The sequence below is a fragment of the Erysipelothrix sp. strain 2 (EsS2-7-Brazil) genome (assembly GCF_016617655.1).
GTDB lineage: Bacteria > Bacillota_I > Bacilli_A > Erysipelotrichales > Erysipelotrichaceae > Erysipelothrix > Erysipelothrix piscisicarius.
Genome location: NZ_SCFT01000005.1, coordinates 37779 through 61183, shown reverse-complemented (window position 1 = coordinate 61183; position 23405 = coordinate 37779). Strand labels below are relative to the sequence as shown.

The following is a 23405-nucleotide window of genomic DNA, read 5'->3' as shown; positions in this document are numbered from 1 at the left end:
CTAAAAGTCCTCCAATTCAAAAACTACGGATAAGTCATCAACATCTACAAATACTTCTTTATTTTTAGTTTTTAATACATATACAAGTTTGTCATTATAGACACCCAAACGAATTTTACGACTTGAAATGCCCATTGACTCTGCCAAATCATAAACCGGCTCATAGGTAATCATTTCATGTTCACCGAAAGCATCTAAACCTTTATTGAACCACACAATTTTAGAGCCTTCATCTTCTTTTATTTCTGTTATGTAATAAACTTGATCAAGTGAAAAACGACTCAATAAGCGAGCCTCTTCATAGCCTTTTAATTTCATCATCGCTTCAACATGTAATTGATCTTCACGTTCATAAGCACGGCGAGGTCCACCAATAAATCCTACATAGCCGATATAGATTGTCAAAACGATTAAAAAAATCAAAAATACATTTGTTGAAAATGCTTTAACTCTATTTTTCATGTTCACACCTCAATCATTATTTTACCATAATTACAATGAAAACGGCGGACATTCCACTGGAATTTCTTGAAATCAAACTTCTTTTTATCACGGTGCCACTTCGATAATTTATGCGTAAAAAAAAACTGAATTGCTTCAGTTATTTTTTCTTAAATTTAAGGATGCCTTTTCGTTCTAATACACTTGCAACCAACCCACTTGATACAACAGCAAGTGCACCAGAAAGTCCCCAAGTAGCTGTAACATAAGCATTATCGACGTGATCAAAACCGACAACGGACCATTCGATATTTTTGTCGACATCTAGATTATAAAAACCTTGTTTCCCTTTAGAATTGATACCATAGAGCAACTGTGATTCATCTTCTAAATCCCAAGCTTTATAAGTTTGTTTAAATTTCAACTCTGGATCAATTTCAAGAATTTTTTTATCCAAGTCCAAGGTATGGTCAACATACGTCGCTTTATTAACCTTTTCATGGTCACTACCATTTGTTGTTGATTGGATAAAGAATGGTTCTTTCTCAGAACGCATCATCATAACCGCATCCCCGAGATAGGCATCATCGTTGCTGAATACACGCCATGATGCTTCGCCATTCTCAAGACTTAACATCGCTTTTAGATTACCGTTACCAAACCCATTGATTTTTTGGTCCCCAATTTTGATTTCGGCTTGTTTAAATCCAATTGATTCCATGTAGCGATCTAACATCTCATCTTCATAAACCGTCACATCGTGGTCATCAACCTTTACGACTGTGGGTTCATCTAAATTACGTTTTAATGTGACTTTATATTCCTTCACGACATCCTCTTGAGCACCACGAACGGTGATAACATGCTCTTTTACGTCATCTTTGAATTCATACTCTTTGTCAAACGTTAAGGTAACATCATTGCCGGTTGAGGCAACATCTAAAAGAACTTTATTGACACGTTTAGGTAATGTATACTCGTATTCTGTTTTACCTTCTTCGATTTTTATTGTCTTTAACGTTTCACCATAAAGTTTGGTATCACTGGAAATAATATCGATAGACTCAACTAAAAATGATTTCGCAATTTCTTCCTTGCGCTCTTTTTCTGCTTGTTCAGCTTCTTCTTTGAGTTCTTCAGGTGTCTTTGATGGCGCTTCTGCACCACCTTGACTTGACCCACCTGATGACCCACCAGTCGAACCTCCTGTTGACCCTCCTGATGATCCACCGTTTCCCGATGAGTTTCCCCCACCTGAAGATGCAACGATTGCAACTTCTTTCGATCCTCCAATTGAGAATTCTGAAGCATTCGCCGACGTCGTTGCAGCAACACCAGAGACTGAGATCACAACCGTTCCACTTGATCCCGCAGTTACAGAAATACTCGCACTTTCAGTTTTACTCTCTCCACTTCCAAACGCACCACTGGATGTTTCACCGCCCGCACTACCGTTTGATACAGACGTATTATATGAAAAATACGCAGTTTCGCTAGCACTGAATGTGAGTGTATAATACCCAGTTTCTCCGGGCGCAAGTGATGAAGGTCCTGAGATAGAAATGCTGCCACTTGCGGCATGAACTGTATTCGCATTAAACGGTAATAAGAGGACCGTCATGAGCCCCACAACAACTAATTTTAATATTTTTTTCATGATTCACCTCTAGTTTAAATTACTATTTCCTAATAAATGACTTTTAATCATCGCTAAATCTAATAATGAAATTTTACCATCACCATTAACGTCAGCTCGTTTAAAACTGTCACCACTGAGTTTTGAATTACCTAATAGATGACTTTTGACCATCGCAAGATCGATGAGTGATATTTTCCCATCACCATTCACATCTCCACGTTTTAGATTTGCTTCGTTATGCAACTTACCCGCTACGATTTTAACTTCACTCCCTTTTACATAACCATAGTTATGATTTTCATTATAGGGTGTTTTAAAAGGTCTTGTCTCAGTATCCCAAGGCATTAAGTCACGATTTGAGGTTAATAATGGATCTGCAGCAATTTTATACCACACCTCTGATCCTTTCTTAATCTCATCAAGAATTAATACATGTTGTCCTGTAACGTTTAATTTGTAGATTGAAGCAGAACTTCCATTTGCCTCTTTATAAACTGATGGTGTTCCACTTGATGTCACCAAACCGATGGTATATTGCTTGTAATCTTTCATACCAATATACCAATCCATGATGTAGAAATACTCTGCAGCTTTCTCGCCCCAAAATGGATCTGATGAATACTTAACGTTAATACCACTTTGTTTATCCCCTAGATAACCGCCATAGTAATTCGCTTCCGTAACATCCATATAATGCCAGTTCAAGAAATGGGTCATATGGTTAGAAATGGACATCCCAATACTCTCATAGACAGTCGCCGATTCAGGTGCAGAATCATAGGCTGAATGCCCAAATATATTTTTATCTTTTAAGGCAATATTACTTCGTCCCCATGCCGACTCATTTACTGCAGTTCCAAATGTAATTAGAGGGTTAATCCCATACTTTTTCCCTTCATTTATAAAGTGACTTTCCGAGCCAACCAATAGTGACTCATGTGGCTGTAAATTCTCAACCTCAGTTACTTTAGGTGAAGGGGCTGCGGTATAACCCTTGCGTGCTAAATATTTATTGATATCTTGCGCAGTAACGGATGATTTTGCACGATTTGATAAATATTGATAGTAGTTATACCAAGGATTTGAAGCATTGACTGCCGCGGCATTTTTATTAAGTTTTAAATCCGCAACCATGGTCTTGAGATTTGTGTAAAAATAATGACCATCTGCCGAATAATAATTGACCCCTTGACGTAAAAAACTTGGTGCTGGTCCAAGAAGAATTGATGCTGCATTCGTTTGATTTGCACCACGACTGATATAGTGAACCAATTCGTTATCTCCATTCACTTTATACATATTCATGGATTTTGCTTCATCGAAACTATATTCTCTAAAGTTCGAAGCATTAACCCAACCTATAGCGCCAGCAATTTGAACTTTATAACGATTGTTTTCTTTGCCATAAAACGGAAAGGCACCACTGTAAAGGACTCCATCTGAAAGATACGTACGTGCTGCTTCCCCTGTTGAATTATTGTATAGAAGAATGGTAGATTTTCCCGATCCATTGGGTTCAATAATCCCCTCTGTACGTTGTGCACGGGCTCCAGAAGAAAAATTCCGCATTTGATTTAATACGGTTACTGTTTCATTGTCTTCACCACCTAAGGATGGGACATCTGGATTTTCATTCAAATCAATTTCCCCCAAATCCTCTTCATCACGAAGCTGTTCAATTTCAGGATCAAGTTCTTGTGTAAATCCCTCCAACCCTTTATGGTCCGCATACGTCGATGCACTTGAATTTACCCCCACAAATCCTAAAATCACAGCACAAATTATCAGTTTTAAGAGTTTCTTTTTAAGTTTAAAACGTTTCATTATTACCCACCGCCTTGGAATAAAATATACCATAATTCCCTCACAATCACAATTGAATGGGTGCATCATGAACAATATTTCACATACGCACATACTTGAATTTACTATAAGTTTATATGTGGATAGTGTAGAATAATCTTAGGAGGTAATTATGACAAACGAAAATTCAATGAAGCACATGATTAAACTTTCTTTTAAAGAAGAAGTTCTTAACTGTGTCTCGCACGGAATCATGGCGCTCGCACTTCTTATAAGCCTTCCCTATGTTTCCATTCATGCATATCAAGATGGTGGCGCACTCCTTGCTACTGGAGAAGCGGTATTCGTAATTTCATTATTCTTTATGTTTTTAGGATCTACCCTTTATCATTCAATGGAGTATGGTTCAAATCATAAGTATATCTTTAGATTTCTGGATCACAGTTTTATTTTTGTGGCAATCGCTGGAAGTTATACTCCAATAGCACTTTATGCCATTGGCGGTACATTTGGAATTGTGATTGTTCTAATTCAATGGCTTATGGTAGTATTAGGAATTCTTTATAAGGCTCTGGCTAAGAATGCTAAGCCATCCATTACAGTTGGGATTTATCTAGTGATGGGATGGACTGCTGTCGTCTTAATTCCACGCTTACTAGAAAATACAACGCCCTTATTTCTCGGACTGATTGTCCTTGGTGGTGTCTTGTATAGCATTGGGGCATGGTTTTATATGCAAAAAGATAAACAGTATTATCATTTTATTTGGCATTTATTTATTAATTTAGCGTCGCTTGCGCATTTTATCGCAATTGTATTCTGTATGGCATAAAAAAAGAGCAGATTAATCATCTGCTCTTTTATATGGGCAATCAAAGACATATTCTTGATCTGCATCCACAACACGTCTCATATCGCCATCCGCGACATAATCATGTTCATGCATCCATTCTGCAATTCCCGTATGAACATCCACAAATGAATCCGCAACTATACGTATCAACTCATCGGGTTTCTCTTGAACAAACTTAATCGGTCCAAGGTCTTCAATCGGCTCTTTCACAGCAATGAAAAGCTTAACATCAACAAGTTCGATACGGTCTTCTGAATCATATGCCACTGTATAGTTATATTCTGGCTCTGTTAGTTCTACATTAAGACGAATCAACTCATTGCGTAATGAATCAATTGCTTTTAAGTATAGATCACGAGAATAATCGGGTACCGTAATCTCCATTGTAGCCAGCCACATTTTATCTAATGAAAGTTTTTCAATCTTATACGCCATAAAATACTCCTTTTTACCATTATAACATAAAAAAAGGCTCTTGCCTTTTTTTAACTTAAATCAACTTCTGTTACCCAATAAGTTTACGAATATCGTTGAACATTATGAATACAAAGAGCGCCATAATCATTGCAACGCCAAGAGACATAATGGCATTTTCAATTTTTTCTGGAATCGGTCTTCGAATAATCATCTCGATAAGGGTTAAGAGCGCACGTCCACCGTCCATTACAGGAATCGGAACAAGGTTGATAACCGCTAAACTTACGGATAATTGTGCAATAAGGCTCAAGAAGAAAATAAATCCTTGACTTGAAATTTGAGATGTTACTTGGTAAATCCCAATTGGACCACCCACAGCATTGAGACCCACACCATGAACAAGTCTGCTTAGTACAAAACCAAGTTGCTGGATAATTGTTCCCAGCATTGTAAAGCCCATCATGATCGATTCAAAAAACCCTAAATCGCGATGTTCACCACTAACTGCTTGAACACCAATGAGATACCGTTCTTCTTCTTTATTGAATTCAGGTTTTAGTTTTGTATCAACTTCTTGACCATCTCGCATTACCGTAATGGTAACTTCATGATCTTCATAAACCATAATACTCGTAACGAGCTGATTAAAATCATGAGGAATCACGACTTTCCCATCATCAAATGTTAGTTTTGTAATTTCATCTTGAACGCGTAGTCCAGCCTTTTCTGCCGGTGACCCTTCCGCAACACCTGCCACAATGGGTTTGGGTGCATCAACCGTACCGAGATGCATTGAAAGCCCTGTGAAAATCACGAACGCTAACACTAAATTCATAAAGATACCGGCAAGCATCACAATAAGACGCTTCCAAGGTTTAATCCCAACAATGGTTCGTTCACGTTCGACACCAAAGTCCGCTTCACCTGGTTCACCAGCCATCGATACAAATCCCCCTAAGGGCAATGCACGAATTGAGAAACTGGTTTCCCAATTTTCTTTCTTATATTCGAAAACTTTAGGTCCCATTCCAATTGCGAATTCATTACAATAGACGCCAAAAGCCTTTGCCGCCATAAGATGACCTAATTCATGAATGAATACAATCAATCCCATAACGAGAACAAAATAAAATATATTAAGTAATACTTGCATGCAAACCTCCTATACAAAGATTGTAAGTATAATATTGAATGTCAAGAGTGCGAAAATCACACTATCAACACGATCCAAGACACCCCCATGACCTGGGAATATATAGCCAAAATCCTTAACATCAAAATGGCGTTTAATTGAGCTAAATGCTAAATCGCCAATTTGACCAATAAAAGGGATTATAAGTGACCCTGCAATGACAGCATTTAAGGGTACGTAGTTAAGAATAAATACTGAACCAAAGATAAAGGATAATATTGCGGACATCGCATAACCGATCACCGCACCTTCAATCGTTTTCTTTGGAGAAATCCGCTCAATGAGTTTATGCTTTCCAAATAGCATACCTCCAAAATACGCAAACGTATCAGTTAGGTATGTAGCAAGAAGTACATAAATAAATACAAACTTATCATAGTTCAATACTACGCTCACAGCTTGCACCGCAAGAACTAACATCATTATGAGGATAAACATATAGGAAACATTATCAAAGGTAAACCATTCGAAAAATACCGTCAGTGCAAAAAGCGTCATGATTAAGACAGCAGTATAGGATGGCAGATAATCGGCTTGAATTAAGCCACCTGTTATGGTAAATGCGATGATTATAGGGACAATAACGGGCTTTAATCGCGATTTATTGAGAAGATATATTTCATATGCTCCCAAAAGAATTAAACCCATGATTAAAGTAAAAAGAGCCCGATTCCCTGCAAATAAGGCTGCACCAAAAACAGCGACTAATACAATGGCAGTGGTTATGCGCTCTTTCATACTAAAGTCCTCCAAATCTACGATTTCGTTGATTGAAATCCTCTACACACGACTTAAACATTGGACGATCAAACTCTGGCCATTGAACATCTACAAAGAGAAGTTCCGCATACGCTAATTGCCACAATAAGTAATTCGAAAGTCGACGATCGCCTCCTGTACGAATTAAGAGATCAACAGGGGGTAATCCAAACGTATCTAAATACGATTCAAATACTGTTTCCGTAACAGTTTCAATACCTTCATCCACAATTGATTGGGCCGCCCGAACGATTTCATCACGTGAACCATAATTCAATGCGAAATTAAGAATTAATTTGTTATTATCTTTTGTGCGTTCAACCGCATTATCCATTACCTTACGCGTACGTGCAGGAATTTTCGTAAGATCACCAATTGTTCGGATCTTAATGCCCTTTTCCATCAATTCATTTAAAAACTTTTCAAAAAACACAGCCGGTAATTTCATCAGATAATCGATTTCTTTTTGAGGACGTTTCCAGTTTTCAGTCGAAAATGCATACAAAGTAATGACCTCAACACCCAAATCTAAGGCTTCCAAAGCAATATCACGTACATTCTCACTCCCGTAGTAGTGACCGAATGTACGCTCTTTTTTTTGCTTTGTTGCCCAACGTCCGTTGCCATCCATAATGATGGCCACATGTTTTAGGCTATTCATAATTAAATTGTCATGATTTCCTTAACTTTATCTTTTGAAATCGCATCAATTTTCTTTGTAATATCATCTGTAAGTTTTTGGACATCATCAAGAAGACGTTTTTCTTGATCTTCTGGAAGATCTTCAAGTTTCTTAATTTCATCATTTAAATCTCGACGAACATTACGTGCAGCTACTTTTGCATCTTCTGCTAAAGTACCAACTTGTTTTGAAACTTCTTTACGTGTTTCTTCAGTTAATTGAGGTACATTAATACGAACCACCGTACCATCATTTTGAGCAAGTAACCCTAGGTTACCGTTATTAATTGTATGTTCAATTTCTTTAAGTGCAGATGGATCAAATGGCTTGATTACCAATTGACGCCCTTCGACTACTGAAATTTGAGCAATTTGTTCAATGGGTGTTGCTGAACCATAATAGTCAATTGACACCCCATATAACATTGACACATTCGCACGGCCTGAACGTAAACCGCCTAAGCGTGTCTCAAAGTTTTCAATTACTTCGTCCATTAAAAGACGACCATCGTTAATGATTGATTGCATCTTTATTTTCCTCCCTTAGATACACGTGTTGCTACTGCTTCACCTTTTACTGCTTTTATTATATTATTTTTTTCATTCATATTAAATACAATTAAATCAATATCATTATCCATACACATCGATGTTGCAGTTGTATCCATGACTGCAAGTTCTTCTTGAATTACATCCATATAGGATAAGCTATCATATTTTAAGGCATCTGGATTAACTCTTGGATCTGAATTATAAACACCATCCACACCATTTTTTGCCATTAAAATAACATCAGCTTTAATTTCTGATGCACGTAGTGCAGCAGTAGTATCCGTTGAAAAGTATGCAGAGCCTGTACCCGCACCAAATACGACAACACGTCCTTTTTCTAAATGACGGATTGCACGACGTGGAATAAAGGGTTCTGCGACCTTAGTCATATCAATTGCTGTTTGAACGCGTGTTTCAACACCGTTGCGTTCTAAAGCGCCTTGGATTGCTAAAGCGTTGATTACTGTGCCCAACATTCCCATGTAGTCAACTTGCATGCGATCAATACCTAAATCATCAGCCATACGACCTCTTACAAAGTTTCCTCCTCCGACAACAATAGCGACTTCGACACCATCGTTGACGATTGTTTTAATTTGTTCTGATAAATCATCGAGAACGATCGGATCAAATATTTCTCCATCTTTTGATAGAGCTTCACCGCTTAATTTTAACAATACGCGTTTGTACATGTTGCACGTCCTTTCAAAAAGGACACAGTAACTGTGTCCTTATATCATTAATTAAACTTGAGCTGCTTTTGCAACTTCAGCTGCGAAATCTTCTTCGCGTTTTTCAATACCTTCACCAACTGCATAACGAATAAATGATTCTACGTTAGCATTTGCTGATTTAAGTACTTGTGAAACCTTAGCTTTACCATCTTTAAAGAAGATTTGGTCAACTAAAGAGATGTCTTGCATTGATTTGCTTACACGTCCCTTGATGATTCCAGCAACTACTTGTTCTGGTTTATTTGAAAGTGATTCGTCATTTTTAACGATTTCAACTTGAATGTTTGTTTCATGATCAATGATTTCTGAAGGAATTTCAGCTTGTGATACATATTGTGGAGACATTGATGCAATTTGCATTGCCATGTCTTTTGCTAATTCATCATCTGCGTTCTTTAGAACTGCTAATGCTGAAATTTTTCCACCCATATGCATGTATTCACCGAATACTTCATCATCTGATTTTTCAACGATTGCAAATCGACGTAATGTAATTTTTTCTCCGATTGTAGCTGTTGCAGCAACAACTAAATCTGATACTGTTTGTCCATTAACATCAACTGCTAAAGCTGCATCTAAATCTGCAGGATTAGCTTCAAGAAGTACGTTGCTTAATGTATCAACGAGTTCTACGAATTGATCATTCTTAGCAACAAAGTCTGTTTCTGAGTTTACTTCGATAACAATACCGCGGTTTCCCTTAACAGTAACCTTTGTTGTTCCTTCAGCAGCAATACGACCTGATTTCTTTTGAGCATTTGAAATACCTTTTTCTCGTAACCAGTCAACTGAAGCTTGAATATCGCCTTCAGTAGCTTCAAGAGCTTTCTTACAGTCCATCATTCCAGCTCCAGTAAGATCACGAAGTTCTTTAACTAACTTTGCACTAATCATCTTTACGCCTCACTTTTTTCTGTTTTTGTTTCTGTTTTTGCTTCTACTTTTTCATCACGGTTATTTGTTGGACGGTCATTACGTGTATAACGTTGTTGACGACGACGATCATCGCGTTTACGACGTTCTTCGAAACGTTGACGACGACGACGGTCATTTTCAGCAGCTTGTTGTTCTACATTAACGATAACGTCTTCCATTGTGATATCTTCAACATCTTGATCTTGATAAGCAACTTGCAATACGCCACCTTTTGGTTCGATCATTGCATCAGCCATTAATCCTACGATTGTACGGATTGCGCGGATTGCGTCATCGTTACCAGGAATTGCGTAATCAACTGCATCTGGATCACAGTTTGTATCAACGATTCCAAATACTGGGATTCCTAATTTACGTGCTTCAGCAACAGCGTTAGCATCTTCAATTGGGTCTACCACAAATAATGCATCTGGAAGTTTCTTCATTTCTTTAATTCCACCTAAGAAGTTTTCTAGACGGTCTTTTTCTTTAAGTAATAATGACACTTCTTTTTTAGTATAAACATTGATTGATCCGCTGTTTTCCATTTCTTCAATTTCAACTAAACGACGAATTGATTTTTGGATTGTACGGAAGTTTGTTAATGTACCACCTAACCAACGTTGGTTGATAAAGAATGATCCACTACGTAATGCTTCTTCTAATACGATTGTTTGAGCTTGTTTCTTTGTACCTACAATTAAAAGTTTACCGCCTTTTTCTGCGATATCTTTCATTGCCGCATATGCTTCATCAAGTTTTTCTTGAGTTTTATTTAAATCGATAATGTAAATACGATTCTTTGCAGCATAAATATATGGTTTCATTTTTGGATTCCAACGACGTGTTTGGTGTCCATAATGAACTCCGCTTTCTAATAATTTCTTCATTGTCACAACTGACATAACTAAATTCCTACCTTTCCGTTAGTCCTCCATCATTTCTAAAGTAGACAACTCATCGTGAGCACGGGGTCTACGAATCCATGATGTGTGAATTAGGCATTCTTTTGATGCCATTGTTTATTTTATCATAATGTCCTTGCTTAAACAAGGCTAAATCACGATTTATCCTTGTCAAAATCCGTGATAAATTGTTCCAATCGATCAAGGCCTTTTTCAAGTACATCCATAGGACTTCCATATGAAATTCGAATAAATCCTTCAGTCCCAAAATAGATTCCAGGGATGGTTACCAACCCATATGCTTCCGCAAGTTTCGTGGCAAAAATTTCCGAAGGCATCCCAAACCGTTGAATCGAAGGAAAGACATAAAATGCACCTTCTGGTTTTACATACTGAAGCCCCATTGCATCCAAGCGTGCTAAAACATACGTTCTACGTTTTGCGTAGGCATCGACCATATACTGTGTATCCACATCCAATGCAGCAATACATGCCGGTTGGGAGAAACTTGAAATTCCAGTTACAAGATTTTGATGAAGACGATGCATCAACTCGATTAAGTGCGCTTCACCCAAAACGTACCCTACACGCCATCCAGTCATTGCATGCGACTTTGAAAAACTCTGCGTAATAATGATTTGGTCTTGAATTGATTCATCCATGCGTAATGATGGAATATTTCCTTCATACAACATTGAACGATACACCTCATCGACAATTACATAAATATCTGATCGTTTTGATAGCACCTCACGGATTGCTTGAATGCTTGCTTCATTATAAACGACCCCAGTTGGATTATTGGGTGTTGCGAAAAGGATTGCACGAGTGCGTGGTGAGATGACCTTCTCAAGCATCGCTGATGTAACTTGAAATTGTGATTCACTGGTATCGAGAAGTACCGGTTTTGCTCCCGCTAGTGTAACTTGCGTTTGATATAACGGAAAACTGGGTGTGAAAATCACCACTTCATCCCCTTCCGTCACAACCGACCAAATCGCCAACGTTAATCCTTCCGTTGCACCATTAGTGATAATCACATTATCAGTTTTGTAAGGATGGATGTTAAATTGTGATTCATAACGAGCGATCGCATCGCGCAAATCAAGATTACCAATCGCTGGTGGATAATGCGTTTCATTACGCGTCAATGCATCCACTGCCGCTTGTTTAATTATTTCAGGTGTATCCAAATCCGGTTCACCAATCGTTAGAAATATCATATCTTCACGACCTTGAAAACGCGCTGAAAACTGACGTATACCACTTAGGGTCAAAGCCTCAATCCTATGCTTCATCCACATACCTCCAATCGCTTGTTTTATAAATTGCATATAAAGGAACTTCTTTACCGTTAATGAACAGTGTTGTTTTTCCAAAAGCATTTTCACGTTGGCCGTTCCAAGAATTGAACTGACCAAATAGACGCGTCACAATTGTCCCTAACCATACATAATCAGTTAATTCACCCACAACAACAATCTTATCCGGATGAATCGATTCAATTTCTTGACGGACAACACGACACAACTCCGGTTTTTCAATCTCATAGACATCCATTAATTGTTCATTGGGAAATCCTTTTCGCAAATCCAAATATTCAAAATCACGGTTTAAATCGGTAAGCTCTTGCTTCACGGAGTCCCGATCACTGATAACTAATAATTTCATGATTGACCTCTTTTCTCTTTAGTATTATTTTATCATAGAACTTCTAAAATCAAGTCATCAATCCTCTGCCTTATACATTTTTCAGTTGTTTTTTACCCATTTCAGTCTATTTTGTCGTATGATTAATTAAACTTATATTGAGGTATTCTTATGAAACAAAAAATTGTCCTAACACTTCTGATCCTAGCCATGACACTTCTTCCCATAAACGCTGCGGGAAATCATGATTTAATTCCGATCTACGATTTAGATCTGCAGAGTCAAAATTACATCCTTGTTGATTCCAATACAGGTCAAACACTCGCCGAAAAAAATCACGACACACCGATTCACCCTGCTTCCATCACAAAAGTCCTAACGGTCATTACCGCAATTGAAGCATTGGGCGATACATCACTTGACACGATTTATACCTTGCCCCCCGAGGTTTTTGAGGGCTTGGATCCCATCGCCTCTGTTGCCGGATTTCAAGAGGGAGATGCATTAACACTCAATGACCTGCTTCACGGAATCATGTTACCTTCCGGAGCTGATGCGACACGGGCTATGTCAACCTATCTAACACAAGATCCCGAAAAACTCGTGGAAAAAATGAACCGACTCGCACAACGCATTGGAATGAAAAACTCCCACTTTGTAAATACGAGCGGCCTTGATGATCCAAAGCACCTAACAACGTTAGATGACCTTGCATTACTGTTAAGGTATTCATTAAAAAACCCCACATTCGAAACTATCTATAAAACCGAAACCTACCTTACATCATCAACCCCTACTCATCCCAACGGCATCGCACTCACTAACGAATCCTTAAGTGTTGCACACCAAAAAGGCTATACGATGATTAAAGGGGCAAAATCCGGGACAACCGATCTCGCAGAACGTGCACTTTCAAGTGTTGCAGAAGATGCATCACAATCCTACATTTTCATTTCAACCAATGCCCCTTTTGAAAACAGGCTGTATACTCAGATTATCGACCACGGAACCGTCTATCAACACGTCCTTGAACATTATCGTTATGTTCCTTTATTGTATAAAAACACAACCATTCAAACCATCCCAATTAAACACGGGCGATCCGATTTTGATATCTGGTTCGAAGACGATATCATGAGCTACTTACCCAAAGATTATGATCAAGACGACATCAAAATCGAATTTATCCCAAGTCAGAAAGAATTTGAGGCTCCCATCTCAGAAGGTATGAAGATGGGTGAAATTCGTTTCTCTTACAAAGGAAAAACACTTCTTGAAAAAGAAATCATTAATGATGAAGTAATAAAAATTTCCTATCTTCAGATTGCTTTTGAAGCGATAAAAATCATCGGTTTTATCTTAGCCGTTGGATTCGGGATTCTCGGGATTGTCTATCTAATTTATCGACAATGGAAAGATTACCGTGACCATAAGTACTATCTTAAAAAATTAGATCGACGCTCTCGAAAAGAATAGAAAAAAGGAACCTTTAATCCATGACCCGCACACCAAATCTTGAAAAGATTCGGTATGGCGGTTCACAAAGGTTCCTTTTTTTATTTTTCTTCCGCAACAACTTCTTGAAGCAATTTCGCCTCTGTCGGGGTAAGATTTCTACTTTCCAAAAGATCTGGACGAACACGGTATGTCTTACGCAATGATTCTTTTAAACGATACGTTTCGATATTCGCGTGATGTCCGCTCATTAGCACTTCAGGAACATCATGCCCTTTGTAAGAACGAGGTCGCGTATAATGTGGATATTCCAAGAGTCCATCACTAAAAGAATCATCTTCATGGGATTCCTTGGTAATTACACCATCAACAAGACGAATCACAGAGTCAGCAATAACCATCGCTGCAGTTTCTCCGCCCGTAAGCACATAATCTCCAATAGACATTTCCATATCAACATATGAGCGAATGCGTTCATCAAACCCTTCATAATGGCCACAAACCAAGATTATGTGTTGCTCCTTACTTAAGTCATACGCCAAGGATTGCTTTAAAGTCTTCCCTTGAGGCGTTAACATAATCACTAAAGAATCCTTGGTACGGGTTGCTTCAATTGCATCAATTACCGGCTGACACATTAACACCAATCCTGCGCCACCACCATAGGGATAATCATCAACACGATTGTGTTTATCTTCGGTAAAATTTCGCATATCCACAACATCGATTTGAATTAAATCACGTTCGATGGCTTTACTGATAATGGAAGACTCCACAAACCCGGTAAACATTGACGGAAAAAGGGTCAAAATACTTACACGCATTAAAGTCCCTCCATCCAGTTAATATCAATACGCTTCGCTTGCGTATCAACTTTTTTAATAAATCGTTCCACAAAAGGAACTAAAATATCACGATCTTCAGCCTGAATACGCAATACAGGATGTGCAGGTGTTTCCATTACTTCAGTTACAATCCCTAACTTAACATCATCAGAAAACACGGTGCAGTCCTCTAAATCGATGAAATAATATTGATCCTCTGGGAGTTCATGTTGAGATTCTCGGTCGATCGATATCTCACCTTTATGGAAAAACTCAACATCATTAAGCGAATTCAGTCCCTCAAACTTTATCAGAATGGATCCGTGATGACGGCGGAACGACTCAATAACGTAATCCGTTGATTTCCCACCCAGTTTGAAATGAACGCGTTGACCAGGAGCAAAACGCTCCTCCACAAAGTCAGTCTTCGGTGCAACTTTTAATTCGCCCTTAATACCAAAGGGCTTTTGAATAATACCAATAATAATATGTTCCATATAACCTCCAAAAAAAGGATGTATTGCTACATCCTTAATATGATTCAAATTTAATTGAAATACGTTGATCAAGGACACGAGAACCAATTGCCATTGTTTGACGAATTGCATGTGCCATCGTCCCTTGTCGTCCAATTAAACGAGCAATATCTGCGCTATCCGCATAGATTGCAAGAATAATTTCATTTTCATCTAAGCTCGGTAACCTTTTGACACTCAAACTCTTCTCTTCCTCCACAAGTGGAAGAACTAAATCATAAAGAATATCTTCAACCGGTTTCATGATTATTTCGCTAATTTTGATTCGTGGTAACGAGTCATGATTCCTTCTTTTGAAAGAATGCTACGAACTGTGTCTGATGGTTGAGCTCCAACTGATAACCATTTTAATGCTTTTTCTGCATCAACTTTAACTTCAGCTGGTGAAGTTGTTGGATCATAGTATCCAACGATTTCGATGAAACGTCCATCACGAGGTGCGCGTGAATCTGCTGCAACAATTCGGTATGAAGGTTTTTGTTTTGAACCCATTCTTCTTAAACGTAATTTAACTGCCATGTGTATAGCCTCCTATTAATTTTAACGTATTTGTTAATTTCCTTGTTAAGTATATCATAACAGGAAGTGGTGTCAAGTGTTTTTACTTGACACCCTTTGCTTTATAGAAATTTCGATTATCAAGTGCAAACATACGCGTACTAAATTCGCCTTCCTCAAGGTCATCGTAGAACTTTTCAAACATATTGGTACGTGCATCAATGTTATCAATAAAGGTTAACATCTCCGCTTCTTTAATCATCGGTAATACGGGTGAACCGTATTCTAATTTCCCGTGATGCGATAAAATCATATGACGCAATAACAACACTTGCTCTGTATCGTGATAGCCAAGACGGGTTGCTACTTCTACAAAGTTTGAGTGTTCAATAGAAATATGACCCAATAATTTTCCTTTAGCACTGTATTCACTCAACATCGCTGCTGTATATTCCTCAATCTTACCCATATCATGCAGAATTACACCTGCAAGTAATAAATCGCGATTATAAATTGGATACAGGTCACAAATGCTGTTGGCAAGTTGACACATCCCAAACACATGCGTTGCAAGGCCTCCAACAAAATCGTGATGGTTACGCGTTGCAGCGGGATATTGGTAAAATTGCTCCCCACAATCCTCAAGCGATGCTTCAACCAATTCTTTTATGATTGGATCCTCAATTTGATCTTTAAATCCATTTATTTTTTCTTTTAAAAATTCAATATCATATTTGGATGCGTTCACAAAATCACTCAATACATATTCAGACTGTTCTTTAATTTCAATGCTGTGAATTCGCAATTGTAAGCTTTGACGATACTGAAGGACATCGCAATGCACTACTCCAATTAAACCTACTTGAATCAATAATTCTTGTTCTGGTTTGACATCCCAGATCTTTCCTTCAATTTCTCCGGTATCATCTTGCAAAGTAATCGACATATAGGGAGCACCATTTTGTGTCACGCCTTTTGTATAACGTGAAATCAACAACGGCACTGTATTTTTTTGACCGGCTTCAAATTCTTTAATCTTCATTTTCATACTCCTCCAGAACACGTGCAATCATTTCGTAATCATAACCACGTGATAATGCATGTCGTACAACACGATTTCGTGTTTCACGGGCGTCATATTTACGAGCATAACGTGCAGTGCTTTTTTCCATAACTTTTTTAAGACTTTCAAATTCATCGGTCTCATCAAATTCATCTTTAATCAAACGACCCACAATATCGTTAATCACTTCAAATCCATAACCTTGACGTTGGAGATGTTGACGCAATTTTGACTCACGTTGACGGCTCGAGCCATCCCTTAAAGTCTTCATAAAGGTCTCAGCCCGGCGTACACCACGCTCTGTATAGTCATCGTAGTCTTCATCTTCTAAAGCAGCCAAGATGCGATCTGCTTCAAACCCACGTTTACGCAAGTCTTCAACGATACGCTGATTTCCTCGCATTTGTTCACGATGATAGTCTACTTTATCTCTAAAGTAACGATCATCATCAATAAAACGTCGACGCTTTAGCAATTCAATAACAATATCAACTTGCTCTTGAGTCAGTTCAAGTTTTTTATGCAAATATTCCGACATTTCAAACGAGGTATAATCTTTGACTCCAATTCGCGATAACGCTAACTGGTACGCTTCATAAACGGCTTGATCATCCTCAATCTCATTTAGCTCATTTCGTGACAACTCGCGACCCACCTCGATTCCTCTCCGTTCAAACACATAGTGATCAATCACCATGCGCTCATCACTATCTTTTGATTCAAAATCAATAAATACTTCATCTCCCACTTGTTCGATTGCTGTAACAACATAACGTCCAAAGTATGTATCAATGGCACGTTGGTATACGGTCAGTACACTGTCTGCAAACTTCGAACTATCAAAGGTTGATGCTTTTTCAAGTGCATTCGTTTTAAATTGATCTAGAAGGTCTTTATCTGATTGTAGAAGATGCTGCGCTTTGTCTGCGAACTCTTCAGATGACTCAAATAAATATCCCGTCTCATCATCAACAATAATCCCCTCAAGTGGTTTATCAGGGCGTGCAAAGACACATAAACCACATGCTAACGCTTCAATATAGGTTAATCCTTGTGTTTCTGTTAATGACGCCGAAATAAACGCATCCGATACATGATAAAAATTCACAACATCTGTGGAATCCACGGGTCCAACAAAAATGACTGCATCTTGGATACCAAGTTTCTGTGTTTGATGTAAAAGATCTTTATCCGAAGGCCCACCACCAACAATTAAGAGTTTCGCTTCGACATCCCTTTTTAAAAGTTCAGCAAACGCATCAATAACAACATCTATGCTTTTTTCTTTGGCCAGACGACCGATATATACAAATGTTGGTTGTGTTCCTAAATTATAGGATTCACGAATTTCTCGAATCCGTGTTTCATTCCGAGTCGCAAACCGCGTCAGATCCAAACCCGTAGGAATTACGGCAATCTCTTTACGAATATCATAACCAAGCAACATTTTCTTAGTTTTCTCAGATGGCGAAATAATCACTTGAGCTTGCTTGGTAAACATACGGCTCATCTTCGCGATCGCCTTTCTTGAAAGCTGATCAACGGACTTAAGCCCTAATAGATTTACATAATGGGTATAATCTTCATAAGTCGTATGATAGGTTGAGACAAGCGGTAAGTGAAGGTTCTTCGCAACAAGACGTGCAAACATCCCCACACCAAACTCTGAATGAACATGAAGCACATCCAAATCCATTTCTTCTATAACACTCATTGCTTGAATATGTAACGGACTGCTCATGACATAACCATATAAAAATTTCAATTCTAAACCCGGCAGTCGTAATACGCCATCTTCATAAGTCGTGCTTAAAATTGACGGTTGGTTTGTTATCACAAAAACATTATGTCCTTGCGCTTCTAACGCATTTTTTAAAGTAACAATTGATGTTACTACACCATTTATATCCGGTGTATAAGTATCTGTAAATAAACCAATTCTCATCGAGAATGCCTCCTTTGGCATTTAATTTCACTGTATTAATAATAATCTAATTTAGGAAAAATATCAAAAAAAGACACCCCGAAAATGGGGTGTTCATTAATAAAGGACCACACATTCTTCTGAATCATCTTCACGAAGTTTTACTTTTACGGTTTCATTGAGCGATGTTGGAATGTTCTTACCAACAATATCGGCACGAATTGGCAACTCACGATGACCCCGGTCAACCAAAACAGCTAGTTGTACGCGTTCGGGTCTACCGTTATAGATAATACCATCCAACGCTGCACGAACCGTACGACCTTTAAAGAGCACATCATCAACAATAACCACAACACGATCTTGGACACTAATCGGTAAGCGGAATGCTTGGTCTGATGCTTTCACATCATCACGCCAGTAACTGATATCAAGTGATGCCACAGGTACTTTAATATTTTCAAACTGATACATAAGTTTTGCCATGCGAAACGCAAGCGTGGCACCACGTGTTTCGATTCCCAACAGTACAACTTTATCGAGCCCCTTATTTTTCTCAATAATTTCGTGCGTCATTCGAATGAGCGATCGATTAATTGCACTTTCATCCATTATAGTTTTCATAATTTAACACCTCAAGAAATATTATATCAAATACCTATTGATATTGATATACGACTATGGTATTATTTGTTGGCAGTCAGTTAAATAACGTCTTGCAAAGCCTTTTTAGGGGTATAGTTCAATGGTAGAGCAACGGTCTCCAAAACCGTTAATGTGGGTTCGAGTCCTGCTACCCCTGCCAACAATATAATTACAGCCACTTATAAGTGGCTTTTTTTATTTTCACACAAATGTTCCTGCCATACATCTGCCATACAAAGTGCTTTTTGTACCCTTAAAATCAATTAATTTCACCACATTTTATCCTTTTTTCTTCTTTTCGCAAATTTGAAAATATAATATAATAAAAATATAAATTATGGAGGGGATTTTATGTGGAAATCTAACAGTAACAAAGAACGTTTAATTGCTACCATGATTATATGGGTTGGAGCTTCCATTCTCTATGGAATTCTAGGTCAAAGTGAAACATTGGCAGCTATTTTCGGTATTATTTGTATGGGATCAACCGCGTATGTTTGGATAGCTCGAAATGATAAACCTAGTGACAAAGTCGCTAAGCGCGATAAACCAAAGAAAAAACACGTAGAGCCAGATGCACGAGAAATACCTTATGCAATGACAAGTCTACGATACTTAGGTGGGGGTACTATTAATAAGGAAAAGAATGTTCCTATTATCGTCACCTCAAAAGGACTAAGATACGGTAATGAGTTTATACCTATCGAAAACATCACTGCTACAGCGATTGAAACACAGTCACAAATACTAAGCAGAATTAGCGCTACACGAATGCTGGCATTTGGTGTTTTCTCGCTTGCTATGCCAAAAAGAAAACAAATAAACCAAAACTTCCTAACAGTTGACTATGATCATGGTTTCCAATCAACACTCATATTCGAAGGAAAAAAGATTGTAAAAGTTAACTCAGCTCTAATCAAAGCAAAACAAACATCAAAATACTTAAAATAATAAAAAATTAAAACCACTCCTACGAAAAGAGTGGTTTTTTTAAAGTAAAATAAATTAGGGTATTTGTAGACGCCAGTTTGTATAATATGACTTCAATTTTCAAATGTTTTTACGCTTAATTATCAGAAAACAATGATATAACTACAGTCTTAATGTTCAGTACAATAATTCTTAATCACATCATTTATAGCTTTCAATTCTGCCATTATGTTATCTACAAATTCAACAATTTCATTTGGATGTACTATGATGTATCTATCAAGCCCTATAGATTTATTATCTATTAGCGCATTAATTTCTTCTTCTTCCATATAACCGTTTTCTATCATTTCTGCATAGTATTCATTCGTTTCTACTTCCGCTTTTCGATAATCTGAATGGTCATTATTTCCTACTCTAATATAAAATGATTCTTCTACATCGAAATCCCTATTTATTCTTTTAACCAACGAGTCACTTGGTTTTCTATTGATATCTGCAGTTATAATGCTTTTAATTGAAAAATTCATTGGCGAAGCGTAAATCGATGATTCCTCTTTCTCTTGATATCCAAAAAATACAAAATGATCTGTTTTAGTTGTGTGCATTATGCAGATAGATCTTAAATATCTCATATACCGAATATCATTAGATTTTATTTTTTTATTCTTTTTGGTAGTTATCTCTTTAGGTTCACAAAATACTGTTCCAGAATATTTTTCTAGAATTTCATAATCGAATGGGCTCCCTAACTCTTTGATATAATCTGTAATCAAATTTACATATGTTATCCAATCAGTAAACATATATGAAGAATATTTATCATTATAATCGATAATCATTCGAGCGCTATTACAGTATTCAACAGTTTCTCTAAGTCTAAGTTGAGCTGATGAGAAAATATTCCAGTAATATTTTCCTTTATGATTTCTTAACTTATTGTAGATTTTATCTCCGTGTTTCATTACTAGATTGTCTAGATTTGAAATTTCATTATCATTGATATTTAGTGAAAATTGAAGTTGTTCTTTTTTCATATTTATCTTCTCCCTTATAACTAATCATATCAAAAAAGCCACTCCCGTACGAGAGTGGCTTCTATTCTATATTCTATCTTTAATAAAGTTCGTACGTTCAATCTTTTCTAAACGTCCCTCATGTTCATTCAGTCTACGGTCCTGCTCGACATCTTTATCGTCTTTGGACTTTTGCCATTCAAGTAAGTTGTCAACGGATACCGTGAATTTCGCAATCGATACGGAGAGTTTGAAGATTGATACAATTGTTGGGATTCCTACTAGAAAGAGTAATCCAATAAATTCTGTATTGCTCATAATCTATCCTTTAAATCCAATTCCTGATTGCCACTTAATCCCTACAATTTGCGGATCAGCATAAGGAATGTTGACGATGTAGTGACCATCTGCGATTTGACGCAAGATTTTGAACTCACGATTACGAGGACTTAATCCATCAGGATATTGATATGTAAAGTCTTCGTTATAAAGCGGCACGTATCCTGCATAGTCATGAATGACAAGGGTTTGCCCTGTGTAATCTGTGACTTTGCTTGATTTCTTTCCATAGACACGTCCAACAGGTTTATCCGTAACCGTTGCACGTGTTGAATCCACAAAGATTTGTTGTTTTCCAAAATCACGTGTTTCGATACATGCTACCTGCGGATTTATCCAGTCTACAATCTCATAAGAAATCCCTGTATTGGGTTCAAGTTCCATCACTTCAATGTAGTGGCTGATATTCTGTGCAATTGGCACCACACCCATGTCATAAGTCCCATAACGTGGATAATCTTTGAGCGGTAATAGGTTAATATATTTCCCATTAACACTCTTGCTTGGCGCCGGTGCTTCATAAGATGTTGCAGGTTTAAGCGATGCCAGATAACGAATGACTTTCATACCCCATTGATGTTCCACATCCTGGATACTACGCCCATATTTGAATAAAAATCCATTGGTTCGTTCACTGTATGCGGACTCGGATAAGTATGCACGTCCATTTTCTATTTTTTCGATAAAAGCGACATGGCCATAGTCGTCAGGATCACCAGGTACCCCAAAGACAACAATACCTCCTACTTCAGGCTTATCACTGAGGACTGCACCATCCCCGTCACCCCATCGCTTCGCATCCCATCGGCAACATGGATAGTCTGGCCGAATTTTAAAAACTTCAAGCATACGTCCAAAAGCATACCAGGTACAATTTCCAAGCGCATATTTGTTCTTTAAACCACTCATGGTTCCTTGGACACTTAATGGTGCAAATTCATCATGGTAAGGGTTCATGGTGCCATTTGCGTATGAATTGTATTCAGGGAGACGATGTAAATCACTCCCTGTGGTTCGTATTTTAAATGATATCATGATGACCTCCTTCATTAATTTGCAAGGCATCTTTATGATTTAAACCTCCCACAAAGGCTTCAATCCACATCGTCAATTCCTCATCGGTAATATCAATACCAACTTGATTGAGGGTCACTTTTGCACGATGTTTTGCCATGCTTAATTTATCATCCGACAACAAATGTTCTCCCGCTACTTGCTCCACAAACATAACGGCTGCTTTCGCAATATTCGCAATTTGTTTTTGTTGTTCTAAAGATATCTTAACATTGTAGTATTTTTTCATTTTCATCCCTAAAAAACTTAAAATAATTGTTCCAGCTGTGATTAAAGTTGGACGCAAAAGATTTAGTAATTCATTTAGAAATTCACTCATGTGGTTTCACTCCTTTATCATTTGAAAGTTGTTCAAGATACGCCTTAATCGAATCCAGACGTTTAATTTCTTCGGTAATACGATCATAAGGCGCTTTCTTTTCCAGCATTTTGTTTAAAGCTTGTTGGTGTTCGCGTTCTTTTCGCTCCACAATAATTTCATCTTGTGAATAATCATATTGACTGCGTTCCACTTCAAGCGCTTTAATTTTTTGATTAATTAGGTTCAACATTATAACTCC

Annotated in this window: 28 protein-coding genes and 1 tRNA gene; 4 read left to right on the top strand and 25 right to left on the bottom strand. The window is 37.7% G+C overall.

Annotated elements, in window-relative coordinates; translation table 11 throughout:
• The 3 genes from EPJ90_RS03775 to EPJ90_RS03765 form a co-directional block, all read right to left on the bottom strand.
• Nucleotides 1–462 (bottom strand): transporter, encoded by a 462-nt coding sequence (locus EPJ90_RS03775; RefSeq protein WP_125164636.1) that lies wholly within the window; start codon nt 460–462, stop codon nt 1–3.
• 139 nt (nt 463–601) lie between these two features.
• The gene (locus tag EPJ90_RS03770) at nt 602–2098 is read right to left on the bottom strand and encodes a hypothetical protein (protein WP_161636598.1); all 1497 of its coding nucleotides are present in this window, start codon (nt 2096–2098) and stop codon (nt 602–604) included.
• Nucleotides 2099–2107: 9 nt separating this feature from the next.
• On the bottom strand, nt 2108–3904 hold the full coding sequence (locus tag EPJ90_RS03765) for a dockerin type I domain-containing protein (protein ID WP_161636599.1): 1797 nt from the start codon (nt 3902–3904) through the stop codon (nt 2108–2110).
• Between the two features lie 151 nt (nt 3905–4055).
• Between EPJ90_RS03765 and trhA the strand changes: the two genes are divergently transcribed.
• Nucleotides 4056–4715 (top strand): PAQR family membrane homeostasis protein TrhA, encoded by a 660-nt coding sequence (gene trhA, locus EPJ90_RS03760; protein WP_161636600.1) that lies wholly within the window; start codon nt 4056–4058, stop codon nt 4713–4715.
• 12 nt (nt 4716–4727) lie between these two features.
• On the opposite strand, the gene EPJ90_RS03755 is transcribed toward trhA, so the two are convergent.
• The 10 genes from EPJ90_RS03755 to EPJ90_RS03710 form a co-directional block, all read right to left on the bottom strand.
• Complete coding sequence (locus EPJ90_RS03755) at nt 4728–5171, bottom strand: hypothetical protein (protein ID WP_125164639.1); 444 nt, start codon at nt 5169–5171, stop codon at nt 4728–4730.
• A 70-nt stretch (nt 5172–5241) separates the two neighbouring features.
• Nucleotides 5242–6306 carry a M50 family metallopeptidase gene (locus tag EPJ90_RS03750; RefSeq protein ID WP_125164640.1) on the bottom strand — a complete coding sequence of 355 codons (1065 nt, stop codon included), beginning with the start codon at nt 6304–6306 and terminating at the stop codon, nt 5242–5244.
• Nucleotides 6307–6315: 9 nt separating this feature from the next.
• Nucleotides 6316–7083, bottom strand: coding sequence for a phosphatidate cytidylyltransferase (locus EPJ90_RS03745; RefSeq protein WP_125164641.1), 768 nt, complete (start codon nt 7081–7083; stop codon nt 6316–6318).
• Between the two features lies 1 nt (nt 7084).
• Nucleotides 7085–7765, bottom strand: coding sequence for an isoprenyl transferase (locus tag EPJ90_RS03740; protein WP_125164642.1), 681 nt, complete (start codon nt 7763–7765; stop codon nt 7085–7087).
• Between the two features lie 2 nt (nt 7766–7767).
• Entirely contained in the window at nt 7768–8313 is a 546-nt protein-coding gene (frr, locus tag EPJ90_RS03735; RefSeq protein ID WP_125164643.1) for a ribosome recycling factor, read from the bottom strand.
• Nucleotides 8314–8315: 2 nt separating this feature from the next.
• Nucleotides 8316–9029, bottom strand: a complete 714-nt coding sequence (gene pyrH / locus EPJ90_RS03730) for a UMP kinase (RefSeq protein ID WP_125164644.1) — start codon at nt 9027–9029, stop codon at nt 8316–8318.
• Between the two features lie 51 nt (nt 9030–9080).
• Nucleotides 9081–9965, bottom strand: a complete 885-nt coding sequence (gene tsf / locus EPJ90_RS03725; protein ID WP_161636601.1) for a translation elongation factor Ts — start codon at nt 9963–9965, stop codon at nt 9081–9083.
• 2 nt (nt 9966–9967) lie between these two features.
• Nucleotides 9968–10891, bottom strand: coding sequence for a 30S ribosomal protein S2 (gene rpsB / locus EPJ90_RS03720; RefSeq protein ID WP_161636602.1), 924 nt, complete (start codon nt 10889–10891; stop codon nt 9968–9970).
• A 155-nt stretch (nt 10892–11046) separates the two neighbouring features.
• Entirely contained in the window at nt 11047–12189 is a 1143-nt protein-coding gene (locus tag EPJ90_RS03715; protein ID WP_161636603.1) for a pyridoxal phosphate-dependent aminotransferase, read from the bottom strand.
• Entirely contained in the window at nt 12179–12562 is a 384-nt protein-coding gene (locus EPJ90_RS03710; RefSeq protein ID WP_161636604.1) for a hypothetical protein, read from the bottom strand. Before EPJ90_RS03710 ends, EPJ90_RS03715 begins: the two co-directional genes overlap by 11 nt.
• Before the next feature lie 150 nt (nt 12563–12712).
• Here EPJ90_RS03710 and EPJ90_RS03705 point away from each other — a divergent pair, with 150 nt between their 5' ends.
• Nucleotides 12713–14017, top strand: a complete 1305-nt coding sequence (locus EPJ90_RS03705; protein WP_161636605.1) for a D-alanyl-D-alanine carboxypeptidase family protein — start codon at nt 12713–12715, stop codon at nt 14015–14017.
• A gap of 80 nt (nt 14018–14097) precedes the next feature.
• On the opposite strand, the gene trmD is transcribed toward EPJ90_RS03705, so the two are convergent.
• The 7 genes from trmD to pyrR all read right to left on the bottom strand — a co-directional run bounded on the left by trmD (nt 14098) and on the right by pyrR (nt 19465).
• The gene (gene trmD / locus EPJ90_RS03700; protein ID WP_161636606.1) at nt 14098–14820 is read right to left on the bottom strand and encodes a tRNA (guanosine(37)-N1)-methyltransferase TrmD; all 723 of its coding nucleotides are present in this window, start codon (nt 14818–14820) and stop codon (nt 14098–14100) included.
• A complete protein-coding gene (gene rimM / locus EPJ90_RS03695; RefSeq protein WP_125164650.1) occupies nt 14820–15317 on the bottom strand; it encodes a ribosome maturation factor RimM in 498 nt (165 codons plus the stop codon). The genes trmD and rimM overlap by 1 nt, the downstream gene beginning before the upstream one ends.
• A gap of 34 nt (nt 15318–15351) precedes the next feature.
• Nucleotides 15352–15600 (bottom strand): KH domain-containing protein, encoded by a 249-nt coding sequence (locus EPJ90_RS03690; RefSeq protein ID WP_003773251.1) that lies wholly within the window; start codon nt 15598–15600, stop codon nt 15352–15354.
• A gap of 2 nt (nt 15601–15602) precedes the next feature.
• Nucleotides 15603–15875 carry a 30S ribosomal protein S16 gene (gene rpsP / locus EPJ90_RS03685; RefSeq protein ID WP_161636607.1) on the bottom strand — a complete coding sequence of 91 codons (273 nt, stop codon included), beginning with the start codon at nt 15873–15875 and terminating at the stop codon, nt 15603–15605.
• An 82-nt stretch (nt 15876–15957) separates the two neighbouring features.
• Nucleotides 15958–16896: a 3'-5' exoribonuclease YhaM family protein gene (locus EPJ90_RS03680; RefSeq protein WP_125164652.1), complete on the bottom strand. Its 939-nt coding sequence runs from the start codon at nt 16894–16896 to the stop codon at nt 15958–15960.
• Nucleotides 16886–18862 (bottom strand): glycosyltransferase, encoded by a 1977-nt coding sequence (locus EPJ90_RS03675; RefSeq protein WP_200542672.1) that lies wholly within the window; start codon nt 18860–18862, stop codon nt 16886–16888. The genes EPJ90_RS03680 and EPJ90_RS03675 overlap by 11 nt, the downstream gene beginning before the upstream one ends.
• Before the next feature lie 96 nt (nt 18863–18958).
• Entirely contained in the window at nt 18959–19465 is a 507-nt protein-coding gene (gene pyrR, locus EPJ90_RS03670) for a bifunctional pyr operon transcriptional regulator/uracil phosphoribosyltransferase PyrR (protein ID WP_003773247.1), read from the bottom strand.
• A 107-nt stretch (nt 19466–19572) separates the two neighbouring features.
• Between pyrR and EPJ90_RS03665 the strand changes: the two genes are divergently transcribed.
• Together EPJ90_RS03665 and EPJ90_RS03660 are read left to right on the top strand one after the other, a co-directional pair.
• Nucleotides 19573–19646 (top strand) — tRNA-Trp (locus EPJ90_RS03665).
• 191 nt (nt 19647–19837) lie between these two features.
• Complete coding sequence (locus tag EPJ90_RS03660) at nt 19838–20437, top strand: hypothetical protein (RefSeq protein ID WP_013852815.1); 600 nt, start codon at nt 19838–19840, stop codon at nt 20435–20437.
• A 149-nt stretch (nt 20438–20586) separates the two neighbouring features.
• Here the strand turns inward: EPJ90_RS03660 and EPJ90_RS03655 are convergent, their stop codons facing one another.
• From EPJ90_RS03655 to EPJ90_RS03635, 5 genes are all read right to left on the bottom strand, one after another.
• Nucleotides 20587–21453: a hypothetical protein gene (locus EPJ90_RS03655; RefSeq protein ID WP_200542670.1), complete on the bottom strand. Its 867-nt coding sequence runs from the start codon at nt 21451–21453 to the stop codon at nt 20587–20589.
• A 66-nt stretch (nt 21454–21519) separates the two neighbouring features.
• Nucleotides 21520–21750: a hypothetical protein gene (locus tag EPJ90_RS03650; protein WP_003773244.1), complete on the bottom strand. Its 231-nt coding sequence runs from the start codon at nt 21748–21750 to the stop codon at nt 21520–21522.
• Between the two features lie 3 nt (nt 21751–21753).
• On the bottom strand, nt 21754–22806 hold the full coding sequence (locus EPJ90_RS03645) for a CHAP domain-containing protein (protein WP_200542668.1): 1053 nt from the start codon (nt 22804–22806) through the stop codon (nt 21754–21756).
• Nucleotides 22793–23164: a phage holin family protein gene (locus EPJ90_RS03640; protein ID WP_200542662.1), complete on the bottom strand. Its 372-nt coding sequence runs from the start codon at nt 23162–23164 to the stop codon at nt 22793–22795. Before EPJ90_RS03640 ends, EPJ90_RS03645 begins: the two co-directional genes overlap by 14 nt.
• Nucleotides 23157–23396, bottom strand: a complete 240-nt coding sequence (locus tag EPJ90_RS03635) for a hypothetical protein (protein ID WP_115354745.1) — start codon at nt 23394–23396, stop codon at nt 23157–23159. Before EPJ90_RS03635 ends, EPJ90_RS03640 begins: the two co-directional genes overlap by 8 nt.
• Nucleotides 23397–23405 lie beyond the last annotated feature (9 nt).